We start from the raw sequence: 14,537 nt of genomic DNA, 5'->3' as shown, positions 1-14,537 counted from the left end.
CATATCAGTAAACCGCATCTTTTTCCAAAAGCACGCGATCGAGCCGGATTTGGGGAAGTTCCAAAGCCGAAATAAACGCGACAAATGGAAAGGAGTGACCGCGCCATATCGCAATAAGGAAAAGAATACCGAGAACCGGAATTACTACGGCAGAGAAACGAATCACTATGGGTATATGGAAAACTGCAAGGCGCGCGCCTTTGTGGAATACGCGCGGGTCTCACCAGGGAATAGATCGACGCCCTAGGACCAGATCCCGAATTCACGCTGGAGATAAGTGACGGCCGCCAAATTCGACTCGTCACGCCCCGCGCCTTCGATCACCGTCGTGAGCAACGCTGCGCGACCGGATCCCGGACCTGCGCTTGGCTGTGGTGCATGGGCCATTGCCCATGTCGGATGTCCCGAAACCATCGCCATGCCCGATAGCCAGACATCATCGACCGCAAAGGCCTCGGCCGGGATATCGAACACCCTGTCACCAAAGAAATCCGGCCGCACCATAACCCCACCGAAGCCTTCAAAGACGTCGATATGGCCACCCTTTCGAAACTGATAGCGCCCAATGAAACCGCGCTCCGCCCCCATCTTGAGAGCGGTCCAGCGTATCATCCAGCGCAGATGGTAGAGCATGTCGAACGTCACCGGATTGCGCTCGGCACGAGGCATGGGACGGTCGGCGCCCGCACTTTCGGGCGTGTCCCAGCCACAAACACAAAGACAAGCATCAGGCTGCGCCTCGCGCTCCCTCAGGAACCGACGCGCCCAGTGTTTCGGCGCGATCATGTCATCGTCGCAAAACAGGATCTCCACATCCTCGCCTGCGAACTCTTTCAAGGCAGGAAGAAGCTTGGTCGCTGGCCCGAAATCTTCTTCAACCCGGCGGATCTCGACACCGTCCGGCACCTCGGGCAAACGCCCGTCCCAGTCAGGGAAGCGTCGATAGCGCATCGGGATATAGAGCCGGATCGCCTCGGCGGGCACAGATTGGCGCAGGAGAGAGCGCAGCGCCGGTCCAAGCCGGTCAAACCGCGGCGGGATCGCCGTAAGGGTGATGATGTGCCGCCTCATCTCCAGATCCCATAGGTCTCCTGAAAATATCGCACGGCTTTCACGTTGGAATCGTCCCGGCCCGCACCGCTGAAGACCTGATTGTGCAGGGCCGAGTCGCTGAAATGCGACTCTTGGTTCTCGGGCATCAAGATCGGCTCGAAAAAGCCGCCGATGATCCAGGCCGGGTGCCCCATCCGTGTCGCTTGGCCAGACAGCCAGACATCATCCACGGGCCAGGCGAAATCTGGAATATCAAAAACCTCCTCGGGAAAGAACTCGGGCCGCACAAGAACGCCCATCCACCCCTCGAACGCATCCCCATATCCAGACCGCATCAAGAGCCTGCGCGGCGGGTCTTTGTAAGGCGCACCAGTGATCCAACACACAAGGCCGCGCCAATGCCGACGGATATGGAACGGCACATGCGTCACCTTCCATAGGCGCAAGAGTTTCGGCCTTTTGACATCCTGACGCTTGTGCGCGCCCTCGGGCGGCTCAAAATCCGCCATGGGGTTGATCGCGATACAATCGTTGGGCCGCTTCGCACGGGCCGCCAAGAGGCGCTCGGCAATACAGGGGCGATAGACCTGATCGTCATCACAAAACAGGATATCAATATCCTGCCCCGCGAAATCCCGCAGCGCGGGCAACACCTTGGTCGCCGGCCCGAAATCTTCGTCCACAAGGCGTATTTCAACGCCGTCCGGCACCTCTGGCAACGTGCCGTCCCAGTCCGGAAACCGGCGGTACTCTCGGCTCAGATAAAGAATGACTCGTGCGGGTTTGACACTCTGAGCCAACAGGCTCTCCAATGTTCGACCCAACCCTGCAAACCGCGGCGGAATAGACGACAGGGTAATGACATAATCGCCCATGCAGGGTCTCCTCGGCACTTCTCCGAATGTCCTCTAGCACGGCAGCCACGAAGGTCAAAGCGAAGGCAGCGCCTCGACCTCAATCGAGGGAACAGCACTCAGATCAAGCGTCTCGCCCACAAAGCCGCGCTCAAGCGAAATCTCCTGTTTGGCGGCAAAACCGCCCGCAATCAGCAGCACAAGAACCGCAATCCGCAAGGTCTCTCGCTTCGCAAACACCATCTGTCCTCCCATCTTCGCCACATTCTCTGGGGTGGGCGCATGTCTCTTCTACGGATGGGCCTGCAATTCCCGTCGCATTGCTTGGATTTTTTTACCGGCAGGGGCGTTTTTCCTCTTGCGGCTGCGCACGAGTCTTTATATCTCACGCCTCACTCAATGACGCGGGCGTAGCTCAGGGGTAGAGCATAACCTTGCCAAGGTTAGGGTCGTGAGTTCGAATCTCATCGCCCGCTCCATTGAAGACATAACCTTTCCGGTGCGGGCGTAGCTCAGGGGTAGAGCATAACCTTGCCAAGGTTAGGGTCGTGAGTTCGAATCTCATCGCCCGCTCCAGAAGGTCACACGAAAAAGCGCAGGGTCTTCCCTGCGCTTTTCGCGTTTTCGGGGAGGTGTCTTTACCCTATCCCGCCAAGACCTTCGCCATCGCATTCTGCCGTTCGATCACGCGCGGCAGGTCGATCGTCGTCACGCGCCCATCGCGCACCGTCTGACGTCCTTCGATGAACAGATGCCGGACCTGTACCGGACCTGCCAGCAAGAGCGCCGCCGGATCCCAGCTCCCGGCGCTTTCGATGCCACGCGCGTCCCAGATGGCAATATCGGCCCGCTTGCCGACCGCGATCTGCCCGCAATCGCTGCGCCCAAGAACCTCGGCCCCGCCCCGCGTCGCGATCTCAAGCGCCTCACGCGCACTCATCGCATCCGCCCCGCGCGCCACCCGTTGCAAAAGCATCGCCTGTCGCGCCTCAAGAACAAGGTTGCCCGCGTCGTTGCTCGCCGACCCGTCAACGCCAAGCCCCACAGGCACACCCGCATCGCGCATCGCCCGCACCGGCGCGATACCGCTCCCAAGCCGACAGTTGGAGCACGGACAATGCGCGACACCCGTCTTGGTGCGCGCGAAAAGGTCGATCTCCTGCCCATCCAGCTTGACACAATGCGCGTGCCAAACATCGTCCCCGGTCCAGCCAAGGTCTTCCGCGTATTGCCCCGGACGACAGCCGAATTTCTCGAGACTATAGGCAATATCCTCATCATTTTCGGCCAAATGGGTATGCAGCATGACGCCCTGCTCTCGGGCAAGAAACGCCGCATCCCGCATCAGCTCGCGACTGACCGAGAAGGGCGAGCAGGGCGCGATCCCGACCCGGCACATAGACCCCTCGCCCGCATCATGAAACGCATCCACGACCCGTGCCGCGTCTTTGAGGATGTCCTCCTCGCGCTCGACAAGGCTGTCGGGCGGCAAGCCGCCATCGCTTTCGCCAATGCTCATCGCGCCGCGCGTCGGATGGAACCGCATGCCAATCTCGTGCGCTGCGTGGATGGTATCGTCGAGCGTCGCACCGTTGGGATACAGATAGAGATGATCCGAGGTCAGCGTGCAGCCCGAGAGCATCAGCTCCGCCATCCCGACCTGCGCCGAGGTGAACATCTCCTCCGGCCCAAACCGGCTCCAAATCGGATAAAGCGTCTGAAGCCAGCCAAACAAGAGCGCATCCTGCCCCCCCGGCACGGCCCGCGTCAGGGTCTGGTAAAGGTGGTGATGCGTGTTGACGAGGCCCGGCGTGACAACGCACCCCGCCGCCTCGACCACCTCGCCATCGCTCCGAAGGCCTGCGCCGATCTCGACGATCTGGCCGTCTTTCAGGCGAAGATCGGCACCGCCGAGTTCACGGCGCGCATCGTCCATCGTCAGAACATGGCTGGCATTGCGGATAAGAATTTCGGGCATGTCGCTGTCCTTTCACACTTCCCAAGGGCCCGTTTCGGTCTGATGAAGTGTGAACGCGCCGACAGAAGACGGGCAAAGGACTCGACGCAGGGCAAGGTTTACCCGCCCCGCGCCATGCGATCAATACTGCCGCAAAATCTCAAGCGCCTCGGCATGAACCTGCGGATTCGCCGCCGCGAGGACGCGCCCACCCTCATGCGCCTTGCCGCCTTGCCAGTCGGTGACGATACCGCCTGCCGCTTCGATCACGGCAATCGGCGCCTGCACGTCATAATCGTTGAGGCCCGCCTCGATCACGAGGTCCACCTGCCCCGCCGCGACAAGCGCATAGGCATAGCAATCCATGCCATAGCGCGTAAGCCGCGCCTTTTCCGACACCGCGCGGAACCCGGCGGCGTCCTCAGCGCTGCCAACTTCCGGAAAAGTGGTGAAGACCGTCGCCTCTGCAAGGCAGCTGCCCTTGCGGGTCTGCAAGGCGCGGCGACCCTGCGGCCCCTCGACCTGTGCGAGCCCAAGCCCCCCGGCAAAGCGCTCACCGATGAACGGCTGGTCAATGATGCCAAAGATCGGCCCGGTCTCATCAGAGAGCGCGATCAATACGCCCCAGGTCGGTGTGCCGCTCATGAACCCGCGCGTGCCATCAATCGGATCAAGCACCCAGGTCAGGCCGCTCGTCCCGGTACTCCGCCCCATTTCTTCGCCGAAAATCCCGTCCTCGGGGCGCCTCTCGGCCAGCACGGCGCGCATCGCGGCTTCGCCTGCCCGGTCGCCTTCGGTCACCGGGTCAAACCCGCTGGCGAGCTTGTTCTCGGCGACAAGGCCATCTGCACGAAAATAGGGGAGAATCGCAAAACGGGCCGCATCTGCCATGGCAAACGCGACCTGTTGAATGTCTTTATGAAAATTTCCCGTCACCCGAGACCTCCGGCCACTACTCGCTTGCATCAACCGCTAGCGTAGGGCCGCGTGGAACTCAAGCGACGTCAGATAAGACCCGGGCCAGCTCGAACAGGCGACGGCGTTGGTTTTCAGGGATCGAGTAATACGACCGGACGAGATCAAGGGCTTCCTTGTCTCCCATGATATCGGCAGGAACACTTGCTGTGCTCTCTTCGGTTTCTTCCGCTTCGATACCTTCGAAGAAGAAGCTCACCGGCACATCAAGGGCATCTGCAATATCCCAGAGGCGGGACGCGCTGACGCGGTTGGCGCCGGTTTCATATTTCTGAATCTGTTGGAACTTAATTCCGACCTTCTGGGCCAGCTGCTGTTGGGTCATACCCGTAAGCCAACGCCTTTGGCGAATACGCTTACCGACATGCACGTCCACTGGATGGGCCATAGAACGTCTCCTTTTCTCAATTGGCTACGGTTCACTTGCTTCACGCAACGCTCAGTCAGCGAACCGTTCCGGACAATGTCCGTAACCATAGGGTGACTACCTTGGTGCCTCAACACTAGTGCTTTCCGCCCTTTAATCAAGAATATTTGCACAAGTGAGCGGCTAATCGAATAGAGAAGATTTCAATCAAAAGCTGATCTGTGTCCATACCTTCCCCTACGGAAACTAACTGACTGCCATGGATTTTTTGACAAAAATCCGTTTCTCGGTAAACCAACCCTTAAGGTTGCCACGGAGGAAGATATGCGCGCTTACCAGATCACGTCCCACGACACGCCCCCTGCCCTTGCAGACTTGCCGATGCCGGAACCGCGCACCGGAGAGATTCGGGTGCGAATCCACGCTTGTGGTCTGAATTTCGCCGATCTTCTGATGCAGAAAGGCACGTATCAGGATACGCCCGCCCTGCCTTTCGTGGGCGGCATGGAAATCGCTGGTGTCGTAGATGCGCTTGGCCCCGACACGGACGGCCCGGCACCAGGCACACGCGTTGCGGTCTTTGCCGGGCATGGCGGCCTCGCGGAATATGGCTGTTTCGAAGCCCGCCGCGCGGTGCCTCTCCCCGATGACATGCCCTATGCGGACGCCGCCGCCTTCATGGTCGCCTATGGCACAAGCCACGTCGCGCTCGACTACCGCGCCCGCCTACAACCGGGAGAGACGCTCCTCGTCCTTGGTGCGGCCGGAGGCGTGGGCCTGACGGCGGTGGAGATCGGCAAGCTCATGGGCGCCAATGTGATCGCCTGCGCGCGCGGTGCGGACAAGCTCGCCGTGGCAGAAAAGGCCGGTGCCGACCACCTGCTCGATGCCACGACCGCCGACATCCGCGCCGAGGTCAAAGCGCTTGGCGGGGCCGACGTGGTCTATGATCCAGTAGGCGGCGAACAATGGAAGGCCGCCTTCCGCGCCTGCAACCCCGAGGCCCGCCTGCTGCCCATCGGCTTTGCAAGCGGCGATGTCCCGCAAGTGCCTGCGAACCACCTGCTTGTGAAAAACCTGACGGTCATGGGGCTTTACTGGGGCGGCTACCTCGCCTTCAAACCCTCGGTCATCACCGAGAGCCTTGCCACGCTCCTGTCCTGGTACGCAGACGGGCGCCTCAAGCCCCACGTCAGCCACGCCCTGCCGCTGGAACAGGCGGGCGAGGCGATGAACCTCCTGCGCACCCGCAAATCGACCGGCAAAGTCGTTGTGACGATCGACTAGATCGCACCGACCCCCGCGCCTGCGACAAGGCGCTTCTCGGCTGTCGAAAGCTCATAGCGCCCCCGCATCGGCTTGAACCCGGTGCGCAGCAGCCCCGCGAGGAAGTTGACCAACTCGCCCTTACTCGGGTCGGCGCCATACATGTTGATATGCTGCTCGCCAAGATCCGGCAGCGTGCCGCCATGCTCGATGACTTCGAAATAGGGCGCCTGCGTGCCCTCGATCATCGCCATCACCCCGAGATCGGCGCTCACCGTTGCCTCGACCGTGCGCTCCGAGGAGGTGGCAACAGCCATCTCCCATTCAATCCCCGCATCATCAAGCGCCCGGATCGCCTTGGCCCGGAAGAGGCAATTGTCTCCCGAGGCAAAGCGGAACGGACGCCGCCGCCATGTCGCCCCGCCCGGCGCCCCGATCCAGGCCAGCGGCAAGGAACAAAGACCTTCCGCCCCCGCACCGGTTTCGCCTTCGGTGGTGAGGATGATATCCATCTCGCCCTTGTCGAACCGCGGCTTGAGATCGCGCGTGTACGACGAGATCAGATGGACTTTGACACGCGGATAGGCGGCTGCGAACTGCTGCATCGCACGCGGAATCACCGGGTAAACGATGTCATGCGGCACCCCAAGCGTGATCTCGCCCTCGAATTCTTCATGGGTGAGCCGTCGAATCACCTCGTCGTTGAGCGTCACCATCCGCCGGGCATACCCCAGAAGCTGTTCGCCTTCGGCGGTCAGGGCAATGCCGCGCCCGGATCGGTCAAGAAGGCCGACACCGATCAATTCCTCAAGCCTTTTCAACTGCATGGAGACCGCCGATTGGGTCAGATGCAGAAACCCGGCTGCCTTCGTGACCCCGCCGAGATCGGCTACGGCCACAAAACTGCGCAGGGTGGTGACGTCAAGATTTCGCATATCATCAATTTCCGTGATGCTTTATGTCACAAACATTCGCCTTCAATATACACCACGAATTGGCATATGCATCAAGCATACTGATGGAAGCAAAGAAATCCATCGCAAATACATCGAAGAAAGGACCAGACGATGACTATTCTTACCAGCCTGGGTCGCCAAGTCGGCCTCTCTTTCCGCTCCACCGCGCGCAAAAGCCTCTCGCTGACCGATTTTGCCGAGCTCTCCCGCCAGCGCCGTGCGCTCGCCAAGCTCGACAGCCGCAGCCTTGAAGATATGGGCATTTCGCGCCGCGCCGCCGACGCAGAAGCCCGTCGCCCGGTCTGGGACGTTCCCGCCGCTTGGCGCTGCTGATCAAGCCACGGATCCTCTCGCAGAATTTCGCACGATTTTGCATGAGCGTGACTTGAAAAAGGGGCCAACCTCCCCGATATTTTCCTTGAAGGCCGCCCGATGCGTTCGGGCGGCTCGAAAAGTTTAACCATCGGAGGCTTGAATGGCTGACTTTAATACGATCCGGACCGCTGCGGGCACCCGCACGGCTGCGATTGATGAAGGGCTTCGCGCCCATATGAACAAGGTCTACGGCACGATGTCCGTGGGCACTTTCGTGACCTTCCTCGTGGCTTGGGCCGTGGGCACGTCGCCGGCGCTTCTGTCGGTCTTCCGTGATCCCGCCACGCTGCAGCCGAACATCCTCGGCTGGATCGTCATGTTTGCCCCGCTGATCATGGTCTTTGCCTTCGGCGCTGCGATCAACCGCCTCTCCGCCGCTGGCGCCCAGCTCTTCTTCTGGGTTTTCGCGGCCGTGATGGGCCTGTCGATGTCGTGGATTTTCGTGGCCTTCACCGGCTACTCCATCGCGCAAGTGTTCCTCGTGACCTCGATCGCCTTTGCGGGTCTCTCGCTCTGGGGCTACACCACGAAAAAAGACATCTCTGGCTGGGGGTCGTTCCTCATCATGGGTGTGATCGGTATCCTCGTCGCCTCGATCATCAACATCTTCCTTGGTTCGCCCGCGATTGCTTTCGCCGTGTCGATCCTCGGTGTGCTGATCTTCGCTGGCCTGACCGCCTATGACACTCAACAGATCAAGAACACCTACCTGCAGCACGCCCACTCGGGCGATCAGGAATGGCTTGGGAAGGCCGCCATCATGGGCGCGCTGAGCCTCTACCTGGACTTCATCAACATGTTCATGTTCCTGCTGCAGCTCTTCGGCAATCGCGAATAACCTTCGCAACATGACCTAAGACATCGGGCCGGTCCTTCGGGATCGGCCCTTTTCTTTGCATCGGCAGATTCCCGCAACCGCGTCGAAATAGGGGATTCCCATCTCCGTCCCCCAAAGGCATAGTGCGCGCGACGTATGTTTCGGGAGCCTCTCCATGACCATCACCCGCCTCGCCCTCGCCGCGACCTTTGCAAGCACCGCCCATGGCGCCACGGCAGAAACCGCCGCGCCCAAGGATGTGTGGCAGGTCCTCGACCAGATCGAGATCGAAGAGATCGTGACCGAAAACTCCTACGAAGTGCGCAAATCCTTCCCCGAGGCGCTGCGCAAAGGCGCGCTCGAGGTCGAGATCACTGGCTATGCCGTGCCCGCGCTCCCCGGTGAAACCATCCGCGAATTGATCCTCGTCTCCGACATGGGCCTCTGCCCCCTCTGCGGCAGCGCCGACCACGGTGCCTCCCTTCAGGTCGCGCTCAACGACACTATCCCGAGCTTCGAAGAAAGCCGCCGCGTGACCCTGCGCGGCACCCTGACCCCGGTGACCGATCCCGAGACATGGCAAGCTGCCATCCTCGAGAACGCCACCATCGTCGACTAAGCCCCCCGTCTATAGGCCGCGCTGCATCTGCACCGCCGGGAAATACACCCCCGGCGCCAGTGTCAATTCGATCTCGCCCACAGGTTCGAACCCCATCGCGTGATAGAAACTCTGCGCCGTGCGGGTGCTCATGCAGTGAAGGCGCTCCATGCCAAACTCCCGCGCCGACGCGAGCGACGTCTCGACAAGCCGCCGCGCCACGCCTTGACGCAACCGCCCGGGATCGGTCGCCACGTGGCGCACATGCCCTTGCCGCTCTGCCCCCACGCCGCGCGCCGGGCTGACATCGGTCCATCCGCCCGCCCCCACAACACGCCCAGCCGCGTCCTCGGCGACAAAATAGGTGCCGCAATCCAAGAGCGCAGGTTGCGCCGTGGTGATGAGCGGCAAGGCCGCACGCAACACGCCAGGATCATAATCCGGGGCAAGGAGCGGCGGATAGGCGCGGCGAAAGAGCTGCGTGACCGCCGACCGATCGGCGGGGCGTGCAGGGCGGATATGGATTTCTGAAGACATGTGGGGCGTCCTTTGGCGTCGATCTTGGGGAGAGTCGGCGCGACTGGATGCCCTCTAAAGCAAAAAGCCGCGCCAGGGTGGCGCGGCTTTTGCATGTGTCTGAAGGGGGATCTTACTTGATCTTGCCTTCTTTATACTCGACATGCTTGCGCACCACCGGGTCGTACTTTCGTACGACCATCTTTTCGGTCATGGTGCGCGCGTTCTTTTTGGTCACGTAGAAATGGCCCGTGCCCGCGGTCGAGTTCAGACGGATCTTGATGGTCGTCGGCTTCGCCATTGTTCTTCTCCTGCGCCGGGCAGCAGATGTGCCCGTGAAAATCTCATGAAGCCTGCCTTTTAAGGATGCTAGGCTGCGAGTCAATGGGCCTCTTCGCGGAAAAGCGGCGAAATGCAAAAAATCCGTGACGGAAAAGGCGATTTGGCTGTTCTCCGAGGTGTATACAGGAGAAAATGCTGCTGCAGAAGAACCGAAAGAAGGGGTCGCAATGCCGACCGATATGACCCCAGCCTGCGCGAAAGTCCTCTCTGACGTGCGTCGTCGGGCGCTGCGGGCTCATCTGCGCGCCGCCTTGCGCCCCCGCGCTGAACGCGATCGGTTCATCTATGACCAGACCTTCCACAACGATATCGAGGCCGTGGCCTTCTTTCTGGCCGAAAAGACCGGCGAGATTCCCGACTTCGCCACCCCCAAGACCTACACCGAAAAGCTGCGCGGCCAATTCCTTACGCACCCCAACCCGCTCATGGCCATCGCGGCCGACAAGGTCGCCATGCGCGACTACTGCGCCCTGTTCGACCTGCCCATCCAGCCCCCAAGGCTGCTTGCGGTGCATGATTCCCCGCATACGCTCGATCCCCGTGACTTGCCCGAGGCGGCGATGATCAAGATCTCCGACGGCTGTGCCATGAACCTGCTGCATAGCCCCAAGACCCCGGTCACCCGCCGCCGCTACCGCCGATTTCTGAGAACGTTCTGGCATATCGACCATTGGCGCCGCCACGCAGAGCTGCATTACCGCGACATCCCCAAGCGTCTCCTCGTCGAAGAAGCCCTTTTGCCAGCCGAGGACATCCCCCAGCTTGGCGTCTATTGTGTGACGGGCACGCCCTACATGATCTTCGCCCCACCCTCGCGCATGGCCGCCCTACGCCCCGAGCTCGCTCCACTCGAACGACAGAACGGCCGTGTCTCGACCCCGCTTAGCGATCTCGCAAGCCCCGAGGAACTCGAGCGCATGCTCGACACCGCTCGCAAGCTCTCCGCCGCGCTGTTCCATTGCCGCGTCGATTTCATGCGCGTCGGCGGGCGCCTCTACCTCGGAGAGATCACCCTCTCGCCCCGCGGCCACCATGATTGGCTCGAGCCTTTTGCCCTCGAAAGGATGCGCGGCGATCTCCTCGATATGTCACGCCTGCCTGAATACGTGGAAAAGGGTCGCACCATCGCCAAGGCTCTCAATCTTTCCGCCGATACAAGTTATGGTCATTTCGCAGGAGAGCCGCGCTTGACGACCGCGGGGCAATAAAGAAGGCCGAAGATGACGACGCAGGATCCCCCAACTATGACACCCGAATGCCGCGCATTTCTGGAGCGCATCGGCACGCGCCGCCAACAGGCAGAGAAGCGCGCCAAATGGATGCCCCGCGCGGATCAACACCGCTATATCTACGAACAAAGCTTTGAGAACGAGATCGAAGCCGTCGCCTTCTTCCTTGCCGAAAGCCTCGGCAGACTCCCGGATTTCGCAAACCCGACCGCCTATTCCGAACACCTGCGCGCACAGTTCCTCACCCATCCGAACCCGCTCATGGCGATCGCGGCCGACAAAATCGCCATGCGTGAGTATTGCGACTTGTTCGACCTTCCGATCCGCCCGCTCCGCCTCTTCGAGGTGTTTGATGATCCCGATGATCTGGTGCCGGACGACCTGCCTCAGAACGCGATGATCAAGATCGCGGATGGCTGCAAGATGAACCTGCTGCACGGCCCCGGCATGCCTGTGACCCGTTTTGCCTATCGGCGCTTTCTGCGCCAGTTCTGGCATGTCGACCACTGGCGCCGCCACGCTGAATTGCACTACCGCGACATCCCCAAACGCATCCTCGTCGAAGAAGCGCTTCTACCGGCTGAGACGATCAAGGATCCTTGCATCTTCTGCGTCATGGGCGAGCCCTATATCATTCTCGACGAAACCCACCGCACGGCGCTCAAGGACGGCCTTAGGCCGCTTGAAACGCTCAACGGGAAATACTTTTCCGCGCCCCGTTCTGCCTTTGGCACCGATGCTGAGGTCGACGCCATGATTCAGACCGCACGACTCTTGTCGCAGAACTTCTACCATTGCCGGATTGATTTCATGCGCAACGGTGATCGCCTTGCGCTCTGCGAGATCACGCTCTCGCCGGGGGGATATTACCACATGCTCGACACGCCCGAACATGAACGCGTGCGCACAGCGCTGCTCGACCCATCCCGCATGCCGGAGTTCGTCGAGCGCGGTCGCAAGATTGCGCAGGAGCTTGGCTACTCCACCGAGACCAGCTTTGGCCATTTCACTGGCGACCCAAGGCTTTCCACCGGCGGACAGTAGATATGACCACCTGCCTTCCCTCCGACACTGCGTTCCACGCCCTTGTCGACGGTGTGGCACGGCGCAAGGCTCTGGCAGAGAAACAGGCGCGCTCCCTGCCCCGCACCGCACGGCAAGCCTTCCTCTACGACGCGACATTCCAGAACGAGATCGAGGCCGTCGCCTATCCACTCGCCTTGGCGATAGGCCGGGTGCCGAACTTCGCCACCCCGACAACCTACTGCGAAAAGATGCGGAGCCTCTACCTCATCCATCCCAATCCGCTGATGTCGCTGGTCGCCGACAAGGTCGAGATGCACCGCTACTGCGATCTCATGGACGCGCCAATCCGCCCGCCCAAGCTCTATGCCGCCTTTGACGACCCGTCAGAGCTTGACCTCTCGGACCTGCCGCAGACGGCCATGCTGAAGATCTCCGATGGCTGCAAGATGAATATCCTGCACGGCCCCGGTATGCCGGTCACACCCTTCGCCTTGCGCCGCTTTCTGAACCGCTATTGGCATGTCGATCACTGGCGGCGCCACGCCGAGCTGCATTACCGCGACATCCCGCGCCGCCTCCTCGTCGAAGAGGCGCTGCTGCCGATCGAAAGCCTGACCGAAACCTGTGTCTTCTGCGCCTTTGGCACGCCCTACATGTCTCTCAACAAGACCGGCTATAGCGCGGATGTGCATGCCGGTAGGAACGGCGGCTACATCGCCCTCGAAGAGCGCCTGAAACCACTCGAACGCTATGCCGATTTCGTCACGCCCCCCTATGAGGTCGCCTGGCCCGAGCGCCACCGCGCGGCAATGCTCGAAACCGCGCGCCGCCTCTCTGCACCGCTGCCCAACTGTCGAATTGATTTCATGTTCATCGACGATCGCTGCTACCTTGGCGAGATCACCATCTCCTCTGCGGCGTTCACCAAACCCTACGACAGCCTCGATCAGGAAAACCTCCTCGGAAGCCTCTATGACCTCACCCGCCTGCCAGACTTCCTCGAGAAAGGCCGCGCCATTGCCCACTCCCTTGGCTGGCCGGTCGATACGAGCTTCGGACACATCGCCCCGGACGACCCGCGCCTCCTGACGGGCGGGCAGTAAGACCATGGCCTCACGCACCACCACCGACATGACCGCGGACTGCCGCGACTACATCGCCGAGATCGAAGCCCGCGCGCGTGCCGCCGAACGCGCCGCCCGCACACTGCCCCGCACTGAGCGGCAGGCGTTCATCTACGACAACACCTTCCGCAACGATATCGAGGCCGTGGCCTTTCCCTTGGCCCAAGCCTTGGGCCGCATTCCCGATTTCATCAACCCCACCGCCTATTGCGAAATGATGCGCGGGCTTTACCTCACCCATCCAAACCCGCTCATGCCCTTGGCCGCCGACAAGGTCGACATGCATCATCTTTGCGACTACCTCGATACGCCAATCAAGCCCACGGCGCTTTATGGTGCAACGGACGATCCTTGGTCCCTCGATCTCTCCGACCTGCCGGAAACCGCGATGCTGAAGGTCGCGGACGGCTGTAAGATGAATATTCTGCACGGTCCCGGCATGCCTGTGACCCCCTTCGCCTATCGCCGTTTCCTGCGTCAAAACTGGCACCTCGCACATTGGCGCCGCCACGGCGAATTGCACTATCGCGACATCCCCCGCCGCCTCGTCATCGAAGAAGCCATCCTGCCTATTGAACGCATCACCGGGACATGTCTCATGTGCGCTTTTGGCAAGCCACATATGATCCTGACCAAGGCCGGATATGCCCCAAATCGCCCCGAAGCCACGATCGGCGGCTACCGCGCGATGGAAGATCGCCTGCAACTCCTTGAGCGCGACAAACACCTTGGACGGCCGCGCTACACCGACGCGATGCCAGCCCGCTTTGAAAAAGATATGCTGGAAACAGCGCGGCTTATCGGTCATTCTTTACCCAATTACAGGGTCGATTTCATGATCCTTGACGATCGTTGTTTCCTTGGCGAGATCACCGTCTCCTCTGCGGCCCTCGCCAGCCCCTATGAAACCCAGGCTCAGGAGGATCTACGCATGTCCTTGTTCGATTTCTCCAAACTGCCGGACTGTCTGGAACAGGGACGCAAGATCGCCGCCGACCTCGGATGGCCGACGGAAACGAGCTTTAGCCACTACGCGCCAGACGATCCCCGCTTGGCCACGGGCGGGCGCTAGGACGAAGATA

Annotated in this window: 17 protein-coding genes and 2 tRNA genes; 10 read left to right on the top strand and 9 right to left on the bottom strand. The window is 61.0% G+C overall.

Going from position 1 to position 14,537, the window contains the following annotated elements; translation table 11 throughout:
- Positions 1-243: 243 nt before the first annotated feature.
- From MK745_RS10795 to MK745_RS10785, 3 genes are read right to left on the bottom strand one after another with little or no spacing between them, the layout of a single operon-like run.
- Positions 244-1,071, bottom strand: a complete 828-nt coding sequence (locus tag MK745_RS10795; RefSeq protein WP_243613303.1) for a glycosyltransferase family A protein — start codon at positions 1,069-1,071, stop codon at positions 244-246.
- On the bottom strand, positions 1,068-1,928 hold the full coding sequence (locus tag MK745_RS10790) for a glycosyltransferase family A protein (RefSeq protein ID WP_243613302.1): 861 nt from the start codon (positions 1,926-1,928) through the stop codon (positions 1,068-1,070). The genes MK745_RS10795 and MK745_RS10790 overlap by 4 nt, the downstream gene beginning before the upstream one ends.
- Before the next feature lie 54 nt (positions 1,929-1,982).
- Positions 1,983-2,150 (bottom strand): hypothetical protein, encoded by a 168-nt coding sequence (locus tag MK745_RS10785; protein WP_243613301.1) that lies wholly within the window; start codon positions 2,148-2,150, stop codon positions 1,983-1,985.
- Positions 2,151-2,311: 161 nt separating this feature from the next.
- Between MK745_RS10785 and MK745_RS10780 the strand changes: the two genes are divergently transcribed.
- Both MK745_RS10780 and MK745_RS10775 read left to right on the top strand, forming a co-directional pair.
- Positions 2,312-2,386 (top strand) — tRNA-Gly (locus MK745_RS10780).
- 22 nt (positions 2,387-2,408) lie between these two features.
- Positions 2,409-2,483, top strand: a tRNA-Gly gene (locus tag MK745_RS10775).
- 67 nt (positions 2,484-2,550) lie between these two features.
- On the opposite strand, the gene MK745_RS10770 is transcribed toward MK745_RS10775, so the two are convergent.
- The 3 genes from MK745_RS10770 to MK745_RS10760 form a co-directional block, all read right to left on the bottom strand.
- On the bottom strand, positions 2,551-3,885 hold the full coding sequence (locus MK745_RS10770; RefSeq protein ID WP_243613300.1) for an 8-oxoguanine deaminase: 1,335 nt from the start codon (positions 3,883-3,885) through the stop codon (positions 2,551-2,553).
- Positions 3,886-4,005: 120 nt separating this feature from the next.
- Complete coding sequence (locus MK745_RS10765) at positions 4,006-4,800, bottom strand: inositol monophosphatase family protein (RefSeq protein ID WP_431978969.1); 795 nt, start codon at positions 4,798-4,800, stop codon at positions 4,006-4,008.
- Positions 4,801-4,858: 58 nt separating this feature from the next.
- Positions 4,859-5,227: a helix-turn-helix domain-containing protein gene (locus MK745_RS10760; protein WP_243613299.1), complete on the bottom strand. Its 369-nt coding sequence runs from the start codon at positions 5,225-5,227 to the stop codon at positions 4,859-4,861.
- 303 nt (positions 5,228-5,530) lie between these two features.
- Between MK745_RS10760 and MK745_RS10755 the strand changes: the two genes are divergently transcribed.
- On the top strand, positions 5,531-6,493 hold the full coding sequence (locus tag MK745_RS10755) for an NADPH:quinone oxidoreductase family protein (protein ID WP_243613298.1): 963 nt from the start codon (positions 5,531-5,533) through the stop codon (positions 6,491-6,493).
- On the opposite strand, the gene MK745_RS10750 is transcribed toward MK745_RS10755, so the two are convergent.
- Positions 6,490-7,407: a LysR family transcriptional regulator gene (locus MK745_RS10750; RefSeq protein WP_243613297.1), complete on the bottom strand. Its 918-nt coding sequence runs from the start codon at positions 7,405-7,407 to the stop codon at positions 6,490-6,492. The two genes, MK745_RS10755 and MK745_RS10750, sit on opposite strands and share 4 nt — an antisense overlap.
- 132 nt (positions 7,408-7,539) lie before the next feature.
- Here MK745_RS10750 and MK745_RS10745 point away from each other — a divergent pair, with 132 nt between their 5' ends.
- The 3 genes from MK745_RS10745 (at position 7,540) to MK745_RS10735 (ending at position 9,239) form a co-directional block, all read left to right on the top strand.
- Positions 7,540-7,761 (top strand): DUF1127 domain-containing protein, encoded by a 222-nt coding sequence (locus tag MK745_RS10745; RefSeq protein ID WP_243613296.1) that lies wholly within the window; start codon positions 7,540-7,542, stop codon positions 7,759-7,761.
- A gap of 142 nt (positions 7,762-7,903) precedes the next feature.
- Positions 7,904-8,641: a Bax inhibitor-1/YccA family protein gene (locus tag MK745_RS10740; protein ID WP_243613295.1), complete on the top strand. Its 738-nt coding sequence runs from the start codon at positions 7,904-7,906 to the stop codon at positions 8,639-8,641.
- Between the two features lie 154 nt (positions 8,642-8,795).
- Complete coding sequence (locus MK745_RS10735) at positions 8,796-9,239, top strand: hypothetical protein (protein WP_243613294.1); 444 nt, start codon at positions 8,796-8,798, stop codon at positions 9,237-9,239.
- A 9-nt stretch (positions 9,240-9,248) separates the two neighbouring features.
- Here MK745_RS10735 and MK745_RS10730 read toward each other — a convergent pair whose 3' ends face one another.
- Entirely contained in the window at positions 9,249-9,755 is a 507-nt protein-coding gene (locus MK745_RS10730) for a GNAT family N-acetyltransferase (RefSeq protein ID WP_243613293.1), read from the bottom strand.
- A gap of 112 nt (positions 9,756-9,867) precedes the next feature.
- The gene (rpmG, locus tag MK745_RS10725) at positions 9,868-10,035 is read right to left on the bottom strand and encodes a 50S ribosomal protein L33 (RefSeq protein ID WP_007814563.1); all 168 of its coding nucleotides are present in this window, start codon (positions 10,033-10,035) and stop codon (positions 9,868-9,870) included.
- A gap of 208 nt (positions 10,036-10,243) precedes the next feature.
- Between rpmG and MK745_RS10720 the strand changes: the two genes are divergently transcribed.
- The 4 genes from MK745_RS10720 to MK745_RS10705 are packed head-to-tail and all read left to right on the top strand — an operon-like array spanning position 10,244 to position 14,527.
- Positions 10,244-11,284 carry an ATP-grasp fold amidoligase family protein gene (locus MK745_RS10720; protein WP_243613292.1) on the top strand — a complete coding sequence of 347 codons (1,041 nt, stop codon included), beginning with the start codon at positions 10,244-10,246 and terminating at the stop codon, positions 11,282-11,284.
- A 36-nt stretch (positions 11,285-11,320) separates the two neighbouring features.
- Positions 11,321-12,349: an ATP-grasp fold amidoligase family protein gene (locus MK745_RS10715; RefSeq protein WP_243613291.1), complete on the top strand. Its 1,029-nt coding sequence runs from the start codon at positions 11,321-11,323 to the stop codon at positions 12,347-12,349.
- 2 nt (positions 12,350-12,351) lie between these two features.
- Positions 12,352-13,434: an ATP-grasp fold amidoligase family protein gene (locus MK745_RS10710; protein ID WP_243613290.1), complete on the top strand. Its 1,083-nt coding sequence runs from the start codon at positions 12,352-12,354 to the stop codon at positions 13,432-13,434.
- Positions 13,435-13,438: 4 nt separating this feature from the next.
- Complete coding sequence (locus tag MK745_RS10705; protein ID WP_243613289.1) at positions 13,439-14,527, top strand: hypothetical protein; 1,089 nt, start codon at positions 13,439-13,441, stop codon at positions 14,525-14,527.
- The last annotated feature ends 10 nt before the right edge of the window (positions 14,528-14,537 follow it).

It is taken from the genome of Shimia aestuarii, assembly GCF_022814865.1.
Taxonomy (GTDB): domain Bacteria; phylum Pseudomonadota; class Alphaproteobacteria; order Rhodobacterales; family Rhodobacteraceae; genus Shimia; species Shimia aestuarii_A.
The sequence above is the reverse complement of the archived record's forward strand: the minus strand, read 5'-3'. Positions and strand labels throughout refer to the sequence as shown.

Coding starts and splice junctions, on each gene's coding strand:
- MK745_RS10795 (WP_243613303.1), bottom strand. CDS start 1,071: ATGAGGCGGCACATCATCACCCTTACGGCGATCCCGCCGCGGTTTGAC.
- MK745_RS10790 (WP_243613302.1), bottom strand. CDS start 1,928: ATGGGCGATTATGTCATTACCCTGTCGTCTATTCCGCCGCGGTTTGCA.
- MK745_RS10785 (WP_243613301.1), bottom strand. CDS start 2,150: ATGGTGTTTGCGAAGCGAGAGACCTTGCGGATTGCGGTTCTTGTGCTG.
- MK745_RS10770 (WP_243613300.1), bottom strand. CDS start 3,885: ATGCCCGAAATTCTTATCCGCAATGCCAGCCATGTTCTGACGATGGAC.
- MK745_RS10760 (WP_243613299.1), bottom strand. CDS start 5,227: ATGGCCCATCCAGTGGACGTGCATGTCGGTAAGCGTATTCGCCAAAGG.
- MK745_RS10755 (WP_243613298.1), top strand. CDS start 5,531: ATGCGCGCTTACCAGATCACGTCCCACGACACGCCCCCTGCCCTTGCA.
- MK745_RS10750 (WP_243613297.1), bottom strand. CDS start 7,407: ATGCGAAATCTTGACGTCACCACCCTGCGCAGTTTTGTGGCCGTAGCC.
- MK745_RS10745 (WP_243613296.1), top strand. CDS start 7,540: ATGACTATTCTTACCAGCCTGGGTCGCCAAGTCGGCCTCTCTTTCCGC.
- MK745_RS10740 (WP_243613295.1), top strand. CDS start 7,904: ATGGCTGACTTTAATACGATCCGGACCGCTGCGGGCACCCGCACGGCT.
- MK745_RS10735 (WP_243613294.1), top strand. CDS start 8,796: ATGACCATCACCCGCCTCGCCCTCGCCGCGACCTTTGCAAGCACCGCC.
- MK745_RS10730 (WP_243613293.1), bottom strand. CDS start 9,755: ATGTCTTCAGAAATCCATATCCGCCCTGCACGCCCCGCCGATCGGTCG.
- rpmG (WP_007814563.1), bottom strand. CDS start 10,035: ATGGCGAAGCCGACGACCATCAAGATCCGTCTGAACTCGACCGCGGGC.
- MK745_RS10720 (WP_243613292.1), top strand. CDS start 10,244: ATGCCGACCGATATGACCCCAGCCTGCGCGAAAGTCCTCTCTGACGTG.
- MK745_RS10715 (WP_243613291.1), top strand. CDS start 11,321: ATGACACCCGAATGCCGCGCATTTCTGGAGCGCATCGGCACGCGCCGC.
- MK745_RS10710 (WP_243613290.1), top strand. CDS start 12,352: ATGACCACCTGCCTTCCCTCCGACACTGCGTTCCACGCCCTTGTCGAC.
- MK745_RS10705 (WP_243613289.1), top strand. CDS start 13,439: ATGGCCTCACGCACCACCACCGACATGACCGCGGACTGCCGCGACTAC.